At 39.0% G+C, this 18,084-nt stretch carries 12 protein-coding genes; 1 reads left to right on the top strand and 11 read right to left on the bottom strand.

The genetic code is table 11. The features are described 5' to 3' along the window. Positions 1 to 17 precede the first annotated feature (17 nt). The 10 genes from G7Y42_RS04045 to G7Y42_RS04000 form a co-directional block, all read right to left on the bottom strand. Positions 18 to 1,019, bottom strand: a complete 1,002-nt coding sequence (locus tag G7Y42_RS04045; protein WP_165004291.1) for a nitroreductase family protein — start codon at positions 1,017 to 1,019, stop codon at positions 18 to 20. Position 1,020: 1 nt separating this feature from the next. After that, positions 1,021 to 2,526, bottom strand: coding sequence for a lipopolysaccharide biosynthesis protein (locus G7Y42_RS04040; protein ID WP_165004288.1), 1,506 nt, complete (start codon positions 2,524 to 2,526; stop codon positions 1,021 to 1,023). After that, positions 2,527 to 3,681 carry a polysaccharide pyruvyl transferase family protein gene (locus G7Y42_RS04035; protein WP_165004285.1) on the bottom strand — a complete coding sequence of 385 codons (1,155 nt, stop codon included), beginning with the start codon at positions 3,679 to 3,681 and terminating at the stop codon, positions 2,527 to 2,529. 15 nt (positions 3,682 to 3,696) lie between these two features. Then, positions 3,697 to 4,236, bottom strand: a complete 540-nt coding sequence (locus G7Y42_RS04030; RefSeq protein WP_165004283.1) for a DapH/DapD/GlmU-related protein — start codon at positions 4,234 to 4,236, stop codon at positions 3,697 to 3,699. Between the two features lie 4 nt (positions 4,237 to 4,240). After that, a complete protein-coding gene (locus G7Y42_RS04025) occupies positions 4,241 to 5,311 on the bottom strand; it encodes a glycosyltransferase (RefSeq protein WP_165037820.1) in 1,071 nt (356 codons plus the stop codon). 54 nt (positions 5,312 to 5,365) lie between these two features. Further along, entirely contained in the window at positions 5,366 to 6,613 is a 1,248-nt protein-coding gene (locus G7Y42_RS04020) for an O-antigen ligase family protein (RefSeq protein ID WP_165004280.1), read from the bottom strand. 21 nt (positions 6,614 to 6,634) lie between these two features. After that, positions 6,635 to 7,255, bottom strand: a complete 621-nt coding sequence (locus tag G7Y42_RS04015) for a hypothetical protein (protein ID WP_165004277.1) — start codon at positions 7,253 to 7,255, stop codon at positions 6,635 to 6,637. A gap of 32 nt (positions 7,256 to 7,287) precedes the next feature. Continuing rightward, entirely contained in the window at positions 7,288 to 8,049 is a 762-nt protein-coding gene (locus G7Y42_RS04010; protein ID WP_165004275.1) for a WecB/TagA/CpsF family glycosyltransferase, read from the bottom strand. A gap of 323 nt (positions 8,050 to 8,372) precedes the next feature. Then, on the bottom strand, positions 8,373 to 10,202 hold the full coding sequence (locus G7Y42_RS04005) for an immunoglobulin-like domain-containing protein (RefSeq protein ID WP_165004272.1): 1,830 nt from the start codon (positions 10,200 to 10,202) through the stop codon (positions 8,373 to 8,375). Positions 10,203 to 10,338: 136 nt separating this feature from the next. Continuing rightward, a complete protein-coding gene (locus tag G7Y42_RS04000) occupies positions 10,339 to 10,959 on the bottom strand; it encodes a phosphatase PAP2 family protein (protein ID WP_165004268.1) in 621 nt (206 codons plus the stop codon). 168 nt (positions 10,960 to 11,127) lie between these two features. On the opposite strand from G7Y42_RS04000, the gene G7Y42_RS03995 reads away from it, so the two are divergent. After that, a complete protein-coding gene (locus G7Y42_RS03995; RefSeq protein WP_241161903.1) occupies positions 11,128 to 14,703 on the top strand; it encodes an immunoglobulin-like domain-containing protein in 3,576 nt (1,191 codons plus the stop codon). A 432-nt stretch (positions 14,704 to 15,135) separates the two neighbouring features. On the opposite strand, the gene G7Y42_RS03990 is transcribed toward G7Y42_RS03995, so the two are convergent. Continuing rightward, positions 15,136 to 17,781: a cation-translocating P-type ATPase gene (locus tag G7Y42_RS03990; RefSeq protein WP_165004265.1), complete on the bottom strand. Its 2,646-nt coding sequence runs from the start codon at positions 17,779 to 17,781 to the stop codon at positions 15,136 to 15,138. Between the last annotated feature and the right edge of the window lie 303 nt (positions 17,782 to 18,084).

Raw genomic sequence — 18,084 nt, 5'->3', positions numbered from 1 at the left:
CTCCTATCCTTTATTCCTTATATATAAGTCGTTATTTCATCTACACTTAATCTGTGCGATTTAGGTACTTTATATTCCTTTTCAAAATTGCCCACTGTCATATACATAATGAAATTCTCCGCCTCACTGACCGCTAGCAATTGTCTTGTAGCCGCTTCTTTCTTCGGATCAAACATCGTATTCAAAGCACATGCAGCAAGACCTTCATACTCCAGTGCATACAAAAGAGACATCGCAAACAGACCACCATCTACATATATTTGATTCCGCTCAGTTACATCAATAAAATATCTAGTATCGGTGGTGATCAGCAGTAAACATGGCGGGCAGCTATATCCGTTGAAACCACCTTGAATACGTAATGCCTGCTTGATGACAGACTTATTGTGGATCACTCGTACTCGTGTGCTTTGCCGATTGCAGACAGACGGAGACTTCGTAGCGATTTCAATCGCTTCATTGATTTTTTTCAAGTCTACAACTGAATTCTGATAGTCTCGGACGCTACTTCTGCCAAGAGCTAGCTCCTTGAAATTCTTGTTCTTTTTTTCATTGATAGATTCACATTTGATCTCATTCATTCCACCGATTTTGAAATCATAACTTAAATACATAGCAGTGAATTCTTCCGTGTCTATCAAATTCTCGATATCGTATCCTCTCTCTTGATGAAGATTGATATACTGGTTCAAGACGGACAATGCGTTCAAATACACGACGTTGTAAGGATTATATTCTTGAGCATGATAGATCTTGACCAAATCATATAATTCTGGGATTACAGTTTTGCCGAAACCATAACGCAGATTCTCTCTGGATAAGCCCTTCTCTACAGAGTGACTGTAAAATAACAAGCGAGCTTTCAGCTGTTCTTCTTCAACGGTGTTTTTTCGCGAGAAATTTTTTAAAAAACGTTGTTTGTCCTTTCTGAACGAATACACACTACGTCCATAATTACGTACTGCTTTTAATTTATCTATCACAGGATACGGTAAACGATTCTTTACTTTATCGTACATCTCATTTCCTCTTTTCTTTTTTAGCAAATACCCGGAGAAATTGCTGGAAAATATGCGGCATGAACAAAAACGTACAGAAACCATAGATGATACAATATACGCTGCCCACTAAGACGAATGAAAAGATATTTTCTGTACTAAACAACTTCAGGAATACCCTTCCCACCATCACCGACAAAATAACGGGAATCATCCCAGGAAGCATCTTTTGCCAAAACCACTTCATATCCAATTTCATCTTTTTCTGGTAATACCAGTTCATTACCAAACCATAGCCAAATACCAAACTGAAAATATAGCCGACAGTCGCACCATTTATACCAAACATTTTCACGCAAACTGCCGTGATGCCTATATTCAAAAAAGAAAAGACAGTCAGCATGATCGAACGGAAAAAATGCTGGTTGCGTGCTTGCTGGATCTCAATAGCGATATTTTGAGATAAAGGAACCACTAGCGGAATAACGATCGAAATCAATAGATAATAGGCCTCGTCGAATCCTTTCCCTAGCCACAGATACAAAAATGTCTTCCCTAAAAGAATGAAGCCGCCCAAAAACAAACCTAAGATCAATACTTGATATTGACCGATCTTTATCATCAGCTTTGTCAATTCGCTGCTATCATCTGATTGATGGACGAGCCGATTGACCTTTGGAATGAAAACTGTCGATAATACTTGAGAGAACGTTAGAAACAACGCCTTTAATTGATTCACGACAGAATAGACAGCTACTTGTCTGGTGTTTGCCAAAATCCCTAGTGTAAATATTGGAGCACTATCGTTGATTTGGTTGAATAATTGATTGAGAAAAATAAAAAACGAAAAAATACCGACTTCCTTCATAAAAGAAAACTCCAGATTTTTAAAGGAGAATTTCATTTTTATTTTGCTGATACAAAAATAAACATTCGACAAAAGGCTGACAAACGTGATGGCTGTCTGGACCACTACGATTGTGACGACATTTGTATGAAAGAAGAGTAAGACAGGTACCGTCATGACTGGCAAAAGAATGGATTGAAGCATTTGCCTGACTTGTTGGAAAACAAACCGTTCATTCGCTAAGATATTGGATTCGAACGTAGAGCCCATGAAAGTTAAAACAACATTCATGATCATAAAGAACATGAGTTTCTTTAGCATTTCTTGCTCATAAACAGAAGACGAGGATAAAAAATAGGCACTTTTTTGCATTAGAATAGCACCGATCAAACACGCAATCATTGAAATCACGGCAAAAAAGAGCAGATATGTTCCATTTAACTTACGTATACGCGCTTCTTCTTTTTTTATGGAAAAACCAGTGTAAAATTTGATATAGGCAAATGAAAATCCTAGATTCAGCAATGTCAGATTACTGATAATCGAATTAGCGATTTGATACAGCCCATATTCGCTTTTTCCGAAAAACCTCAAAAGCAGTTGCGTATAGATCAGTAACGAGATATTTTTGACGATCACAGTCAGATACGATAGGATGATTCCTTTGCTCCTATTCGTCATCTATTTTTCAGCCTTGCTATGATTCAGAATTTTTTGTTCGATCAACTGTCTTCCCCGTCCTCGTACATTTTCCAGTAACCTTTCAGATCGCTCAAAATCGAATAGATCCTCTTTTTCTGACAGCTCATCCCCTACTGAGACAATCGCACATTCCATCTGAAACTGACGTGTCAGACTTTCGATCCTTGTATAGGTTCCTTTGTGGTCTGTACGCTCATAGACAAAGAATGGGGTTTGCATAATGATCGAAAAGACACTCCCGTGAAAAGAATCGGTGAAGACATATTGTGCTTGGTCAATCAGCTCGACGAATTGCTGGGGATCTGCCACTATTCGATCTTTTCCAAACGTATCCCCCATGATCTGGACGATCGGCAATTGTTTTTCCTTGGCAAATCGTTTGATCTCTTGATAGATCTCAGTGGAGAGTTCACTCACAAAGTAAATCAGCAAAAAACGTGACTCATTTCCACCTGTGATGTCCAATTCACGATACCATTCATCTTTACTCAATAATAACGTTGGATCAGGTGCAACATCTGCGTTTTCTCCTGTCAGTTCCTCTACTAGCTTTGCACCGGAAGCTTCTCTGACAGAGAGGTAGGCCATTTGCTGTAAATATCGTCTATAGTGTTCCTTTAAACCATGCGGGCTTTTTGGTAGCTGATCGACTCCAAAGCTTGCGGAATAGCTGTATCTTTTTTCTTTTGATGTAAAGTCCAAAAAATGTGTTGGATCAAACTCGATGATATTGGGATTCCAAACCTGATCGCTTCCTACAATAAAGAGATCATAATGTTGTTGCAGATGGGGTAAGTACTTTTTCTCAACTTTAAGCGTACTGATATTCTTTCGACTGAATCGGCCAATGATTCCCCATTTTGCTGCTTGCATCGCTTTATAGTTTTTTCTTCTTTCGATGCTCGAAGGAGTCATCTTAGAAAAATTTTTCTTCACCATTTGGTTCAGATCACTTATTCCATAGATCCCTCCAAACCACAGATCTTTTTTGAGTTTATCCAACTTGTTCGTTTTGATCACGATCGTATCTGCTTGTACGTTGTAGCTTTGCAATACTTTTTGCAAGGCAAAATTTTGTAGTCGATTCCCATAATTGAATTCACCATTCAATGTGATGATCCCTATTTTTTTCAATCGGATACTCCTTTCTTAATGCATTACTTCAGATTCTCTGGACTTGATGATCTTTGCCGGATTCCCTCCTAGAACGACATTTTCCGGATACGTTTTCCCTGGTACAATGGTGCCTGCAGCGACAACGGTGCCTTTTCCAATCTTCGCTCCAGGTAAAATAATAGCTCTTGCACCAATCCAGACATCGTCCCCAATCGTCACTTTTTTCGTTACCACTTCACCCTCGATCAGCTTTTTTCCTATTGGTGGAATAGCATGATTCTGCGTGAATATCATGACTTCCGGACCGATCATCACATCAGCTCCAATCGTCAATCCTCCGGAGGCCACGATCATATTCCTGTCACCCAGAGAAGAACGATCCCCTATAGAAATTTCGCTTAGATACGAGATTTTCAATTTTGGGCGAATCACTACTTCTTTTCCTGCGTAACGAAACAGTTTTCTGGCGATTTTCTCTCTTGTTTTCCGATAAAAATAATCGATTGCAGTTAATCGATACGGAACAGAAAAACAATTCGTGAGATAAAATAACAAATAATAAATCGATTTCAATCTACTACCTCTTCTCAGAAACTTCCCTGATTTTCTCGATCAATTGCTGACTTACTTTCGTACTGTCATATTTTTTGGCTGTTTCAACTGCATATTGAGAAAATTCCTTCTTTTCTTCAACTGTTAGATTTCTATAGTTTTCAATAGCCGTTTCCAGTTCTTTCTGGTTGCCAGGAGCAATCAAAAAGCCGTTTTTCCCATCTTTCACATACGTTTTGATCCCGCCTAAGTTGCTTCCGATCACCGGCGTGCCACAAGCCATGGCCTCTAACCCTACTAAGCCCAAACTCTCACCTGCTCTTGTGCTAGGAAAAATAAATACATCTAGACTTGAATAGATGCCGACCAATTCTTTTTGTGTCAAACAATTATGTTTTTCCACGTACGTTTCAAGACCTAACTCTTTGATCAATGCCAATGCCTCGTCATTTTGTGCGCCGTCTCCCACCATGATCAAACGGATATTTTTGTTATGCTGGGTTAGATTTTTAAACGCATAGAGTAGCGTATCCCAGCCTTTTTCTTTATCTATCCTGCTGACATAGCCGATCGTGAATACTTCATTTTCTACTTTCTTGTTTTGATGATTAAAAAGACTGAAATCAATACCTGCAGACGGAGAGATCCAGATAGGACTATTTTCCCCATACTTCTCTATAACGACCTCTTCAAAATAACTGGAAGGTACAACCGTCAAGTCAGCTTTTCTGACTAGATATTTAGTTAAAAAGTTGGTCTTTTCTTCCAATTTTTTTTCTGGTGTGACATCACTGCCATGAACATTCACGATCAGCTTTGTTGATTTGTTGAACATTTTTGCAAGCAAGATCGGGGGCGCGTTATACCCAGCATAATGAACATAGACAACTTCATATTTGCCAAATGCATATTGCCTGAACGTCTTGCCATAAAATTCCAAGTACTTGATGAGTTTTTGCACTTTGCTTGTCGTTTTATGGAGATAGATGATGTCTGTTTTTTCAGATAAAGATAACTGTTCATAAAAATTTTTTACAAATACGCCATAATTAGGATATTTTTTTGATGGATACATGTTCGATACGACTAATATCATCCGACTGACCTCCTTTTTATTTTTTCTCAACAGCAGACATGTCGTACATTGTCATCAGGCATCACTTGAATAGCTCAAGCAAATCGCTAAAAATGTCGCTGTCATGGAGTTGACGATGATATGTCCACCTAAAAAACTATACATAAAGAAAATAAGCAACATACTTTTCATTACATTGTTTTTTGAAACGAACAATGAGAATAATGCATCTTTAAAAAAGTACAAATACGCAGTGAAACCGATGATTCCATAAGAAAAATAAAGATCAAACCAATCCATTTCCACAATACTTCTCTTGAATCCGTCTAATGAAAAAGAGGAGTAGTACCCTGCACCAAAAAAGTCAATAAACCAGCTATGGCCAGATTGATCGATTTGCTTCATGCTTTCAATTAAATAACTAAATCTGTTACTAGTGATCACATTTAAAATATCCCCGTCTGATTGTCCGTAAAAGTAATCCAATCGACTAAGTACTTCTGTAAATAAGTTCCCTAGCAAAAAGCGCATAAGGAGTAAAAAGGAACCGATAAACAGCACGATCCCCCATTTATAACGAGAAGCTACCTGGCATTGGACGATCTGGACGATCAATATACCGGTGCATAACAAGGCAAGTACGATCCCTAGTTTCGTAGCGGTAATAAACAAAGCAGCAACTAGAAGAAGATAAATGCTTGCTGCGAGTAACGTTTGCCTGTTTTGTTTCTTGTTGATGGTGTGTATGATCATATTTTTTATGAAAAAAGAACAGGCGCTTAAAATCGCAATCAATGAATTGAGTTCGATAAAATAACCTTTGCACCCTATACCTTTTACCTCTGACATTTTTGACATCAACCCATTGCCGTCAACGTCATAGCTAACGTAACCTGCTCCTTGCAAATAAGGAATGACGACCAACAGACCATACAGCAGACTATAGCCCAGAAGCAGTTTCCTCAGTTCTTCACGATTGATCTCCTTCGATCGTATTGCTTCATAAAAGAACACAAAATAAATTGGTGCCAATAAAATCCTCAATGTACTTTTGATATCTGACAAAAAGATTCCCTGATTTTTATGGAGCCAGAAAAACTGTAGTAATAAAATCACTAGCAGCGTACATACGATAAGCATGAGTTTGAGCATGTTACTAGACAAACGTTCCACATACCGTAAAAAATAACCTGCGATCAGAACCAGAAGAAGAAGTCGGTACATATCGGAGATGCCCTTGCCGTAAAAGTAACCATTGAGAGATTCTACGACCGGCATTAGGAGAAAAACAATTAGAATTACTTTATTAAGTCTTACTTTCATCATCTATCACACCAATTTTTCTTAACTTCGTCTTTTTTTGTTCTGATTATGTTTATGTCTTTGTCTATAACCGTAAAACAAGACGGCGGACAAATAGATCGCAAAGAAAACAAAGCTTAAGATCACTAAAAGCAGGCTTGTACTATAAGTGAGTTCATTTGTCGTCACCGCATGACTAAGAACCGATAAATCACTATGAGTAAAAAGCTTGTTTCCTTCTGTACGCAGTTCTTCTAGCATGATATTCGATAATTTTATCCCCTCTTGTTCATTGTCCATGCTAACTTGTAACGTTAGGACTTGTGAGGTAGCAGAATATAAGACTTTGATTTTTGGTTTTAATTTCAGCGGATCTTTGAATTGCTCATTATTGAATTTTTCCGCTACCTTATCCAAGAAAGAAGAACTGTAGACAAGAAGACTGTAGTTCTCGTTGTATTTCAGAAGATCCATACTATTCACACTATCTTCTTTATCTGTTATTTTCGGATTAACGACCAACTGACTTTGAACGACATAGGTTTTCGGCAATAGATCAAAGTACTTCACTGCAACCACACTTGCAAATGCCGTCATCCAAGCAAGTAAAATGATTGGAATGATACTTTTCTTTAAAATTGCCATCACTTCTTTTTTATCCAAACCGACTGTTCACCACTCTCTTTTCCAGTAAATTACTTTTTATTTGCAGATTTGACTTTTTCCAGAACGGTAAGTTTCAAAAACTTGAGGTTCCCGAACAAATACCTTTTAAACAGCCTTTTTGGTTCCTGCAACAGGCGAAAGCACCACTCCAACTGGCAATTCTGTACCCAAAGAGGCGCTCGTTTGATTTCTCCAGATAACACGTCAAAACTTCCGCCGACACCCATGAACACTGTATTGATTCCATGAGTCATCAAATAATCGATCAGATATTCTTTTTTGGGCGAAGTAATTCCCACAAAGACTAACTGAGGATTGCTATCTTTCAATTCAGTTGCTATCTCAGGCCATTCTTCATCAGAAAAGTAACCGTTCCTTGCACCCGCTATGGAAAGACCGGGCCAATTTTTCAGCAGTTGTTCCTGCATTTTATCGATGACCGCTTGCTTTGCACCTAAAAAATAAACTGTATAATGACTGACTTCTGCTAGGTCTAACAGTTGCTGCATCAGATCGATCCCGGTAACTCTTTCTGGGATGTGTTTATTTAGTAAACGAGCTGCTAATAAAATCGATACCCCATCTGCATGGATGATCTCTGCCTTTTGGATCACCTGATTCAATGAATCATTTTCCTGTGAAGCGTTGATTTTGTCTGCATTGATCCCCAAGATATGCGTAGGTTCTCTGGTCCTTATCTTTTCATCGATTACTGAAACCAATTCTTCCATCGTTACGGCATCGATCTGTATGTCAAATAATGTTTCCCGAGTAAATCGTTCCAATTTCATCCCCCCTTTCCAATCTATCCATGAAATAGGAATGTAAAAATCTACTTAAGTATAAGGAAGAAGGAAATATGAATTTTCTTTATTTTTTATTTATTTAGCGATTTACAGTAAAAAAATCAGATAAACGAGTAACAAAAAAGAGGTAGTGACAGAAGTGGAGAGCTTCAAGAAATAAGAAGGAATTTACGAAAATTGCTTCTCAAATTTTTGTGAAATTTCAGCTTATTTTCGAAGAAGCTACTTCTGGAACACCGCTTATTCGGAAAAAGGAGCTACGACAAGACTTTTGTCGCAGCTCCTATTATCGTTAAGACTGGCTAAAATTAACCTTGGATGACATTCACCAATACTAAGCGGTTGTTTTCCATTTTATAAATATAATTTGTACCTGTCTTGCTTCTCAAAGCAGCATTATCGTTTGTATCAAATCGTGTGTATCCTTCTGCATGGTACATTTCTACCGTGCTGCCATTTGGCACATCATATGTGCCTAGATCATTAGCCGAGACTTTATCTGTTCCGATCCAAGTATGCGTATAAATATTATTATTATTTGGACCTGTTATTTTAATTGAAAAGTATTTACTGTTGCCATAGCCACCATGAACATTTACAACCTTATCGGGGTAATAATTTTCTTTGATATTTAATTTTTGGTTTTCTACGCTAATTAAAAGCTTTTGTTCCTCTCCATAAACGGACACTCCTTTGATATTAAATACCTGATTGACTGACAGCGGCACACTTTGACGTCCGATCTCATTGTAGTTTTTGTCAAACAACACGATCTGTACATTATCTGTTTGTTTCAAATTCCCGATATAGTAGCTGATTTTGCCGGTTGCCAAACCTTTTGATGAAACAAACCCTTCTTTTTTCCCGTTGATTTCTGCACGCATATATGCAGCATTCGTTCCGTCATATGTTCCGGTGATGGTATTGCTTTTACCGATAACATAGTTTTCCAAATTGATTTTGGCTTGTACTGGTTCTGCTAATGTGACTTGCTGACGACCAATTTCTTGGTAGGATTTGTTAAACAAGACGATTTCTGCTTTGTCTGTTTGCTTCAGATTGCCTACGTAGTAATTGATTTTGCCACTTGCTAATTCTTTTGACTGAACAAGAGCTTCTTTTTTCCCGTTTACTTCGGCTTGCATATAAACGGCGTTGTTTCCTTCGTATGTTCCGGTAATGTTGGTGCTGCGTCCCACATAATATTTATCTAATGTCATGCCTACTTGTGCAGGACCTTCGATCGTTAATTTTTGACGGCCGATTTCTTGATAATTACTGTCGAACAACACGATTTCTGCATTATCTCCAGTATTCAATTGACCGACATAATAGTTGATCTTACCGCTTGCCAAGCCTTTTGATGACACTAAGCCTTCTTTTTTCCCATTCACTTCGGCACGCATATAGACCGCGTTCGTCCCATTATATGTTCCTGTGATCTCTGTGTTTTGTCCAACCACATATTTGTCTAAAGTGATTTGTGTTTTCACTGGTTCAGTCAGTGTTACTTTTTGACGGCCGATTTCTTGGTAGTTTTTGTCAAATAAGACAATCTGTGCATCATCTCCAGCTTTTAGATTTCCTACATAATAGTTGATCTTACCACTTGCCAAGCCTTTTGATGACACTAAGCCTTCTTTTTTCCCATTCACTTCGGCACGCATGTAAACTGCATTCGTTCCATTATATGTCCCTGTGATATTTGTGCTTTGTCCAATGACATAATTGTCTAAAGTGATTTGTGTTTTCACTGGTTCGGTCAATGTTACTTTTTGACGGCCAATTTCTTGGTAGTTTTTGTCAAATAAGACAATCTGTGCATTATCTCCGGCTTTCAGATTCCCTACATAATAGTTGATTTTACCACTTGCTAGTTCTTTTGATGTGACTAAGCCTTCTTTTTTCCCATTTACTTCGGCGCGCATGTAAACTGCATTCGTCCCATTGTATGTCCCTGTGATATTTGTGCTTCGTCCAATGACATAGTCGTTTAGCGTGATCGCTACGCTTTGTTTGGTTTGGCTTGCAAGACCTGCCTTTGCGTTTTCTTCAGCAAAAGTATGCGTTGTTGTCATCGTTGCTCCTAACATGGAAACTGACAACAAAGTAAACAACATTGTTTTTTTGTAATTCATGTGATGAATCCTCCTAATGTAGTTATTTGTAGTTATTTTTTTAACAAGTGGATACTAACATTTCTCGATACGTATCTTTTTCTTAAAATTATTTCGATCCTAAAAATAAATGAAAAAATAAAAAAACAGTTTTTCTCTAACCATTTGGCCGATTCTGTTTTTCGATAAAATATCCAGAAATGAAAAGTGACGAAAAACCTAAACAGATACCGGCAATCACATCAGTTGGATAATGGACACCTACATAGATCCTGCTTAATCCAACTAAGAGGATCAGTACGACCATGCTCATACGCAATAATACCCGTCCATATGTCCTCTTTACCAATTTAGGCGCTGCAAGGAGTAAGCCACCAAATAGTAATGTACTTACCAAAGTACTTCCACTGGGAAAACTAAATGAATGTTCCTGTATTAGTTGCGGTATGATAGTTGGTCTTTCTCTTCGGAAAATATTTTTCAACACAAAGTTGAAACCCAATCCGACGATCACTGTATTTCCTGCTAACCAATACGCAATAGTTTTCTTTTTCATAAAATAAAGAAAAACTACAACCAACAGCGTGAGTATATACAGGTTCATGTATTTAGCGATCCATAAAAACACTGGATGAAATAAAGAGAATCTGTTTCTTGCTCCACACAATAGTTCGGTATCTAAACCTGTTAGAGGTTTGATATAGTAAAGGACATCTGTAATCAAAAATAGGCAAATTCCTAAATATAAATAAAACTCCCGACTAATCCTTCGTTTCACGAAATAGCTCCTCCTTTCTATGATTATCTAAAAGTATAGTGAACAAACCTTATCAATTTTTCTTTTTAGAATAATCTTTGATAGAAAAGATTCAAAAACAAGGAAAAATCTAACTTCTCCCTCCCCTATGATTAACGTATAAAAAGAATCTGTTAAGGAGAGAATTTTATGTCTGACACAAAAAAGATGAAAAAGAAAAAATTGAAAAAACAACTGTTATCTGCATCAGCTACTGGAATCATTCTTCTATCAAGTACGGTTGGTCCAAGCACTTCATTTGCTTACGCTTCAGAATTAGATCCCAAAGAAAAGCCTGCACAACAAGCCTTTGAGGAAAGTCAAAAATCTGTTATCACCAATATCAGTCCATATATTGAAGGCGAAAGCCAGCTCATTTCCGGAACGTATACTGGTCAAGAAGCTGCATATATCCGAGTCGTCGTCAATGACGAAAAAAAAGCGCTAGTATCTATGAAAGGAGTGCCAAAGGGAACATTCAAGTATTATATTTCTAGCTTGAAATCAACGGACAAAGTCACACTCCAGCTATTCGACAATTCTTATCATCAATTAGCTGAAAAGGCAGTGCCTGTAAAAACAACCGCCCCTATAAAAATCACTCATATCGATCCTTACACAGAAGGCCAAACTCAGTTCATTACCGGTACCTTCACAGGAGAAGGAGTAGCTTACATCCGCATCGTCGTCAATGGAGAGAAAAAGACGCTGATTTCCACGAAAAAACTAGCAAAAGGAACATTCAAGTACTTTGCAGATAATCTAAAATCGACCGATCATGTCTCTATCCAGCTCTTCGATGCCTCTTACAAGCAAGTGGCGAATGTACCCATGACTATCAAAAAAACAGAAGCCCCCGAATCAGTCAAAATCACCAATGTCGCTCCTTATATCGAAGGAAAATCACAATTTGTCACTGGAACATATACAGGAAGCGGCGCAGCTTACATGCAAGTAATCGTCAACGGCAAAAAAGAAGCCCTGATCCCTATGTCTGGTTTACCAGAAGGAACATTCAAGTACTATCTAACCGGCTTAAAAAAAAATGATCAAATAACTATTTCTTTGTACAATAAAAGCTACAAACTACTCGTTTCAAAAGACTTGACAATCACTCCAAATGTCCAGACACAAGTGATCCGAACAACACCTTATCCAGCAAACACTGCAAATGCTGGTATCTTGATGGGACAAGGTCATGATCGCCAAGACTTAGGGATCCAATTGAAAAAAGGAGCAAAAATTACTGTTAAACAGACTAATCCGAATTTTTCAGGTACATTGACCTTACGATTATTGACAAATGATTCCCATACCGAGTCCTCCGTTGACTTTTCCAAAAACGAAGCTGTGCTGACTGCAAAAGAATTAGCAGTGCCATTTATTGACACCCCATTCAACCAGTCAAACGGTCAGAAACCAACGATTGAATTTTCGGTAGAAGGCGAAACTTTGACACTGCCAAAATACAGCAAGAACAATGACATTCAGGCTTTTAAAAAGGAATGGAACCAAACAAAAGGATATGCTCTAGTCCAAGGAAAAAGATTCCAGACATTTCTCCCCGAAGAAAATCGTGCCCAAGCATTGAATACCGATCTAGATAAAGTGATTGATCTTTACGATAACGATATTATCGGTTTTTATAATGGACTGATTGGTTTGAAGGACAACGATACCAACTCATTGAACCGATCTTCTGAACGGCGCTATTTCTATAAAGCAGATGCTCATGGTGCTGGCGGATTGTATTATGGCGGTAATTGGGCGGCAGAAACAAGCACATCTGCCAGTGACTGGTTATCTGATGGCTGGGGGGGCCTTCATGAAACAGGACATGGATATCAAGGAAGTTTTATGAACCGTGGGATGACTGTCGGAGAAGTGTGGAATAATATATATGGCGTGATTTATACTTATCAACACATGGGCAAAATAGAAGCAGACAGAAACTCCTGGCTGTATGATTACGGGAACAAAACAGCTATTGAGAACAGTTTGAAAGCAACGATCAATAGTCCTTCTGCTGATTTCAACAAGCAAGGATTGAGAAATAAATTAATCATTTTATCGAACATCATTGATAAAGCAGGGAATGAAGGATTGCAAAATTTCTATATCAAATACCGTGAACTAGCTAATACACCTGGGTTTAAAGCAGAAAAATATCCTTTGCCTGATTTATTGGCGGCTAATCTTGGTACACCAAAAAAATACGACTTCTCAGCGGTTTTGACAGCTTGGGGCTTGACTGTATCCAAGGCTGCGAAGAAGCAAGCAAAAGAGAATGGTGATATCCCAGTTGCCCATTTAGCACAAGTCGTACCAGACAATAAGCTAAATGAAGCAATCACTCAGTTGACTCAAAACAATCGTTTGAGTTCTGTATTGTCACTTGTGACAAATCAAGAATTGAGTGCCTTGAACCTAAAAAGCAATGTAACTCTGAAATTCACAGATGAGAATCTATTCGATGGGATGAAATTACGGATTTTGGACGGCGATAAATTGTACAAAGAAATCACATTAGGACAAGGCCCAGTTATTATAGATAATATGCCAAACGGTGTTTACTCACTTGAACTTGAAACAGATACTGGCTATATAAAGAAACCATATATTTTTGTGAAAGATAACGCGACAATAAATATTTCTTTGAACAGTTATCTCAAAGAAGCTGACGCAGCTGTAAACAATTTATTCGAAACAAATAGTGACACAAAAATCAAACCAACAATCATGCAAAAAGACATTGATAATGTAAAGAAACAGGTCAATGAACTACCTGAAAGTGATCAAAAACAAAATCTTCTTCAAAAATTAGACCAAGCTTACAACCAATTACAAGAACTTACCTTTAAAGGGATAGGAGATTGGGTCTTTGCCGATTTTGACGTTGCCAATGGAGTGGGCACACTTAGAACATATAAAGGAAAACCTCACTATTATATCTCTGACTTATATGCAAGTATCGCAATTGCTAGAGATGGGAAAAATATTTTCACTAAAGAATATATCGGTACCCAAAATAACCCTGAACAAACCGAGACAATTGAGTTAAAAGATGGCGATACAATAACGATCACCACTAAAGAAGCTCACCGGTTCTTTGTCAATCATCCTGATTTGAAGAACAATAATTCTGGAACTTACCATTACATCATTCAAGATGGAAAATTAGTGGTCGATTATCTGAAGCCAGTGAAAGAAGCAGTTGATAACTTGTTCCAGACAAATCATGACACAAAAATCAAGCCATCAATTATGCAAAAAGATATCACTGACGTAAAGAAGAAAGTAGAATCACTTCCAGAAAGTCCGCAAAAACAGCAACTATTGCAAAAACTGGAAGAAGCCTATAACCAATTACAAGAATTCACATTCGGAGGGCTAGGCAACTGGAATTTTGCTACACTCGATATTGCTGATAGTATTGCCACAGTACGAACAAATAGCGGACAACCTCACGCTTACTTTACCGACAACTATGCAAGCATCACCATCAAACGAGCTGGTCAGACAATTTATGTGAAAGATTACATCGGAAATAAAAATTACCCTGCAAAAACAGACACGATTGACTTGCAAGACGGCGATACCGTAACGATCACCCATCGAGAAGCAAATAACACTCGTTTAGCAGTCAACCATCCTGATTTGAAGAATAATAATTCAGGCACTTACAATTACACTGTACGAAATGGTCTGTTAGTCCTAACGAAATAAACGAAAAAGAAGTTGCACACTCTTATTGAGTCGCAACTTCTTTTTTTGAATAAACGGTCTTCAAGAAACAGCCTATCGGCAATAAGGCACGATTTTGTAAAAATATGGGAAGCTATTTTTTCAAAAATCGCTTCTTATCGCTCAAGGCTGAACGTCTCTTACACGACCTCTCCGCTAAACGGTGTTCAAAAGCTTGCATCTGCGGTAATAAGCCCAACCAAACGAAAAATATGGAGAACTATTTTTGTTTGGCTGTTCTTATTACTTGATGCAGGGCAGCTTTTTTACAACCTCTATAAACGGTGTTCCCCTGCCAACTCCTCGGGCACAAGTCACAATGTTCATCAAACATGAGAAGCTGTTTTTTGAAATTGTTCCTTGTGCCTCAGAATTAAACGGCAGGCTCACAACCTCTTTTTTTAAATGATTTCCTTATGCTTCTTCTGCTTCCTCTTCTTCTGGCAATTGGTGGAACTTGATCAGTTCGTTGACCGCAATTGGCACGATCGATAAGATACCGACAAGGAACCAGTGATTCAAGCTGATATGCACCAATCCGAATAATGTTTGAGTAAATGGCAGTAACGCTACAGCTGTCGTGATCGCTAAAGCTAGTACAGCCATTTCTAGTAAAGATTTGTTCGTCGCAAGATTGACTTTGAAAATCGACTGGCTACTCCGCACATTGAATACATGTAAGATCGAAGAATACGCCAAGACTAAGAATGCCACGGTTTGTCCTACTTCTTGACTTGCATCGACCCAAGGACTGATCGTATCTACAAACGTCCCCAGATAGTAACCAAACAAGGTGACGATCGTGAAGATTCCAGCATTTATCGCGATTTTTTTCAATAGACCACGCGCAAATATTCCTTCATTCCTAGGAATCGGCGGCTGATCCATGATGCCATGTTCTGCGGGTTCTCTTCCTAAGGCAAATCCTGGGAGACCATCTGCTACAACGTTGACGAACAATAGCTGCACAGCTGTGAAAGGTGCGCCCCATCCTACTAGCATCGCAATCAAAACGATAAAAATCTCAGAGATATTACAGCTTAGCAGGAAATTGATTGCTTTACGAATGTTCTGATACACTGAGCGTCCTTGGCTCACTGCATCGACGATTGACGCGAAATTATCATCTGTCAAGATCATATCTGAAGCGCTTTGTGCGACATCTGTTCCTGTGATCCCCATCGCACAACCGACATCACTTGCTTTCAATGCTGGCGCATCATTGACCCCATCACCTGTCATCGCAACTACTGCGCCTGTCCGCTGCCAGGATTTCACGATCCGGATTTTGTCTTCTGGCGTTACTCGAGCATAAACGGACAGACCCTTCACGCGTTCATCTAATTCTTCATCGGATAACCGATGCAGCTCTGCTCCAGAAAGTGCTTCTGATTTGTCTGTGAGGATGCCAAGTTCTTTAGCAATCGCGCTTGCTGTCACCACGTGATCCCCTGTGATCATCACGGTTTTGATTCCTGCTTTTTTCGCTCGCTTGATCGCGCCTTTACTTTCTGGACGCGGCGGATCGATCATCCCGATCAGACCAATCAGACGAAGGTTGTTTTCCAATGCTTCTGATGTGATTTCTTTGGGCTCTTCATCATAAGTAGCAAATCCTACAGCAATCACTCGCAAGGCTCGTCTGCCAAAATGATCATTGACGATCGCGGCTTGTTCTACATCGCCTGTGCTGAACCGAGGCGCAAGTACATCGAATGCCCCTTTTGTGATTGAAATATACTTTTCGCCCATTTGATGGACCGTTGTCATCATTTTCCGTTCAGAATCAAAAGGCAGTTCATTGACACGCGGATATTTTTCATCGAGTTCTGCTTTTGTGTGATAATTTTCTTCAACTGCGCGTACGATGGCAGCTTCTGTCGGGTTTCCTTTGATGATCAGGTCATCATTTTCGTTTTCGACGGTGACATCGGTACATAGTGCGGCCATTTTCAGTATTTCCATCGCGCTGTTCGTCATGGAATCTTCGATATCTGTCACTTCGTCTTCTTTGCTCCAGACACGCCGGACGCGCATTTTGTTTTGCGTTAAGGTTCCTGTTTTATCTGAACAGATGACATTTGCCGTACCCAACGTTTCTACAGCGGGAAGCTGCCGGATAATCGCATGTTTTTTTGCCATTTTCTGTACTCCGTAGGCAAGGGTCAAGGTCACGATGACAGTCAATGTTTCTGGCACTGCAGCAACCGCTAACGAAATGGACGTCATGAACATCTCTAGTAACGGTTCGCCTTGTAATTCACCAATAACAAAAACTAAAGCTGCGGCTGCCAAGGCGATCATACTGATTCGCTTCCCTAATTGGTTCAAGCGGATCTGTAATGGTGTTTTTTGCATTGTATCTTCATTCAGCAGTCCGGCGATTTTACCCATCTCCGTGTCCATCCCGATTGCTGTGACGATTGCTTTCCCTCTACCAGCTGCGACTGTACAGCCTTTAAACACCATATTGATCTGGTCACCAAGCGATTCATCTTCCTGACCAACATAATCTGCATCTTTTTCAACCGCTTCACTTTCTCCAGTCAATGCAGATTCTTCTACGCGTAGTTGAGAGGATTCTACCAGACGGGCATCTGCTGCGATCGCTGCTCCAGATTCCAAAATGAGCACATCCCCGACAACCAAGTGTTCTGCCTCGATTTCCATCACTTTTCCATCTCGCAAAACAGAAGCTGTCTGCTTGTTCATTTCCTGTAAAGATTCCAGCGCTTTTTCTGCATTGCCTTCTTGCACGATCGCTAACACCGAGTTGATGATGACGATCGCAATGATCAACAGTCCTTCAAACAAGTCACCATGTTCGGTCGCAAAAGCGGTGTAAAATGAAATCACCGCTGCGACAAGTAGAACGATCGTTGTAAAATCAGACAAACTTCGAATGAACTTCTTGATCAACGGTTCTTTCGGCGCTTCGTCGAATTTGTTCAGTCCCTGTTTCTTCCCTCGCTCTTTTGCTTCTTGCGAGGTCAGTCCGTCTGCTACATCTGTCTTTGTTTTTTCCTTTACTTCTTCCACTGTTTGCTTGTATTCTTCCATCCTATTCCTCCTTCAAAATTGTACACACAAAAAAAGGTACTTATTTTACTATAACACGCTTTTTTTAATTACTTCAAACAATTACCCTATTTGGCACACACTTTGTTTAAGAAAAGGTAAAAATCGAAGTCTTTCTATTTGAAAACGCTACCAATCCATGCTATATTATGAGTGTAAGGAAGGAGGATACCATCAAATAAGCAGAAGAATTTCTCGATAGATCAGAATAAGCAAACAAAGTTGTTAGAAGTACAAGTTTCACCTAGACATGCGTGTGGAGTACACCCTTATAAATAGTGAATG

The organism is Enterococcus sp. ZJ1622 (assembly GCF_011038845.1).
Lineage (GTDB): Bacteria > Bacillota > Bacilli > Lactobacillales > Enterococcaceae > Enterococcus_B.
Note: the sequence above shows the minus strand (reverse complement) of the source record. Positions and strands in the feature narration are given on the sequence as shown.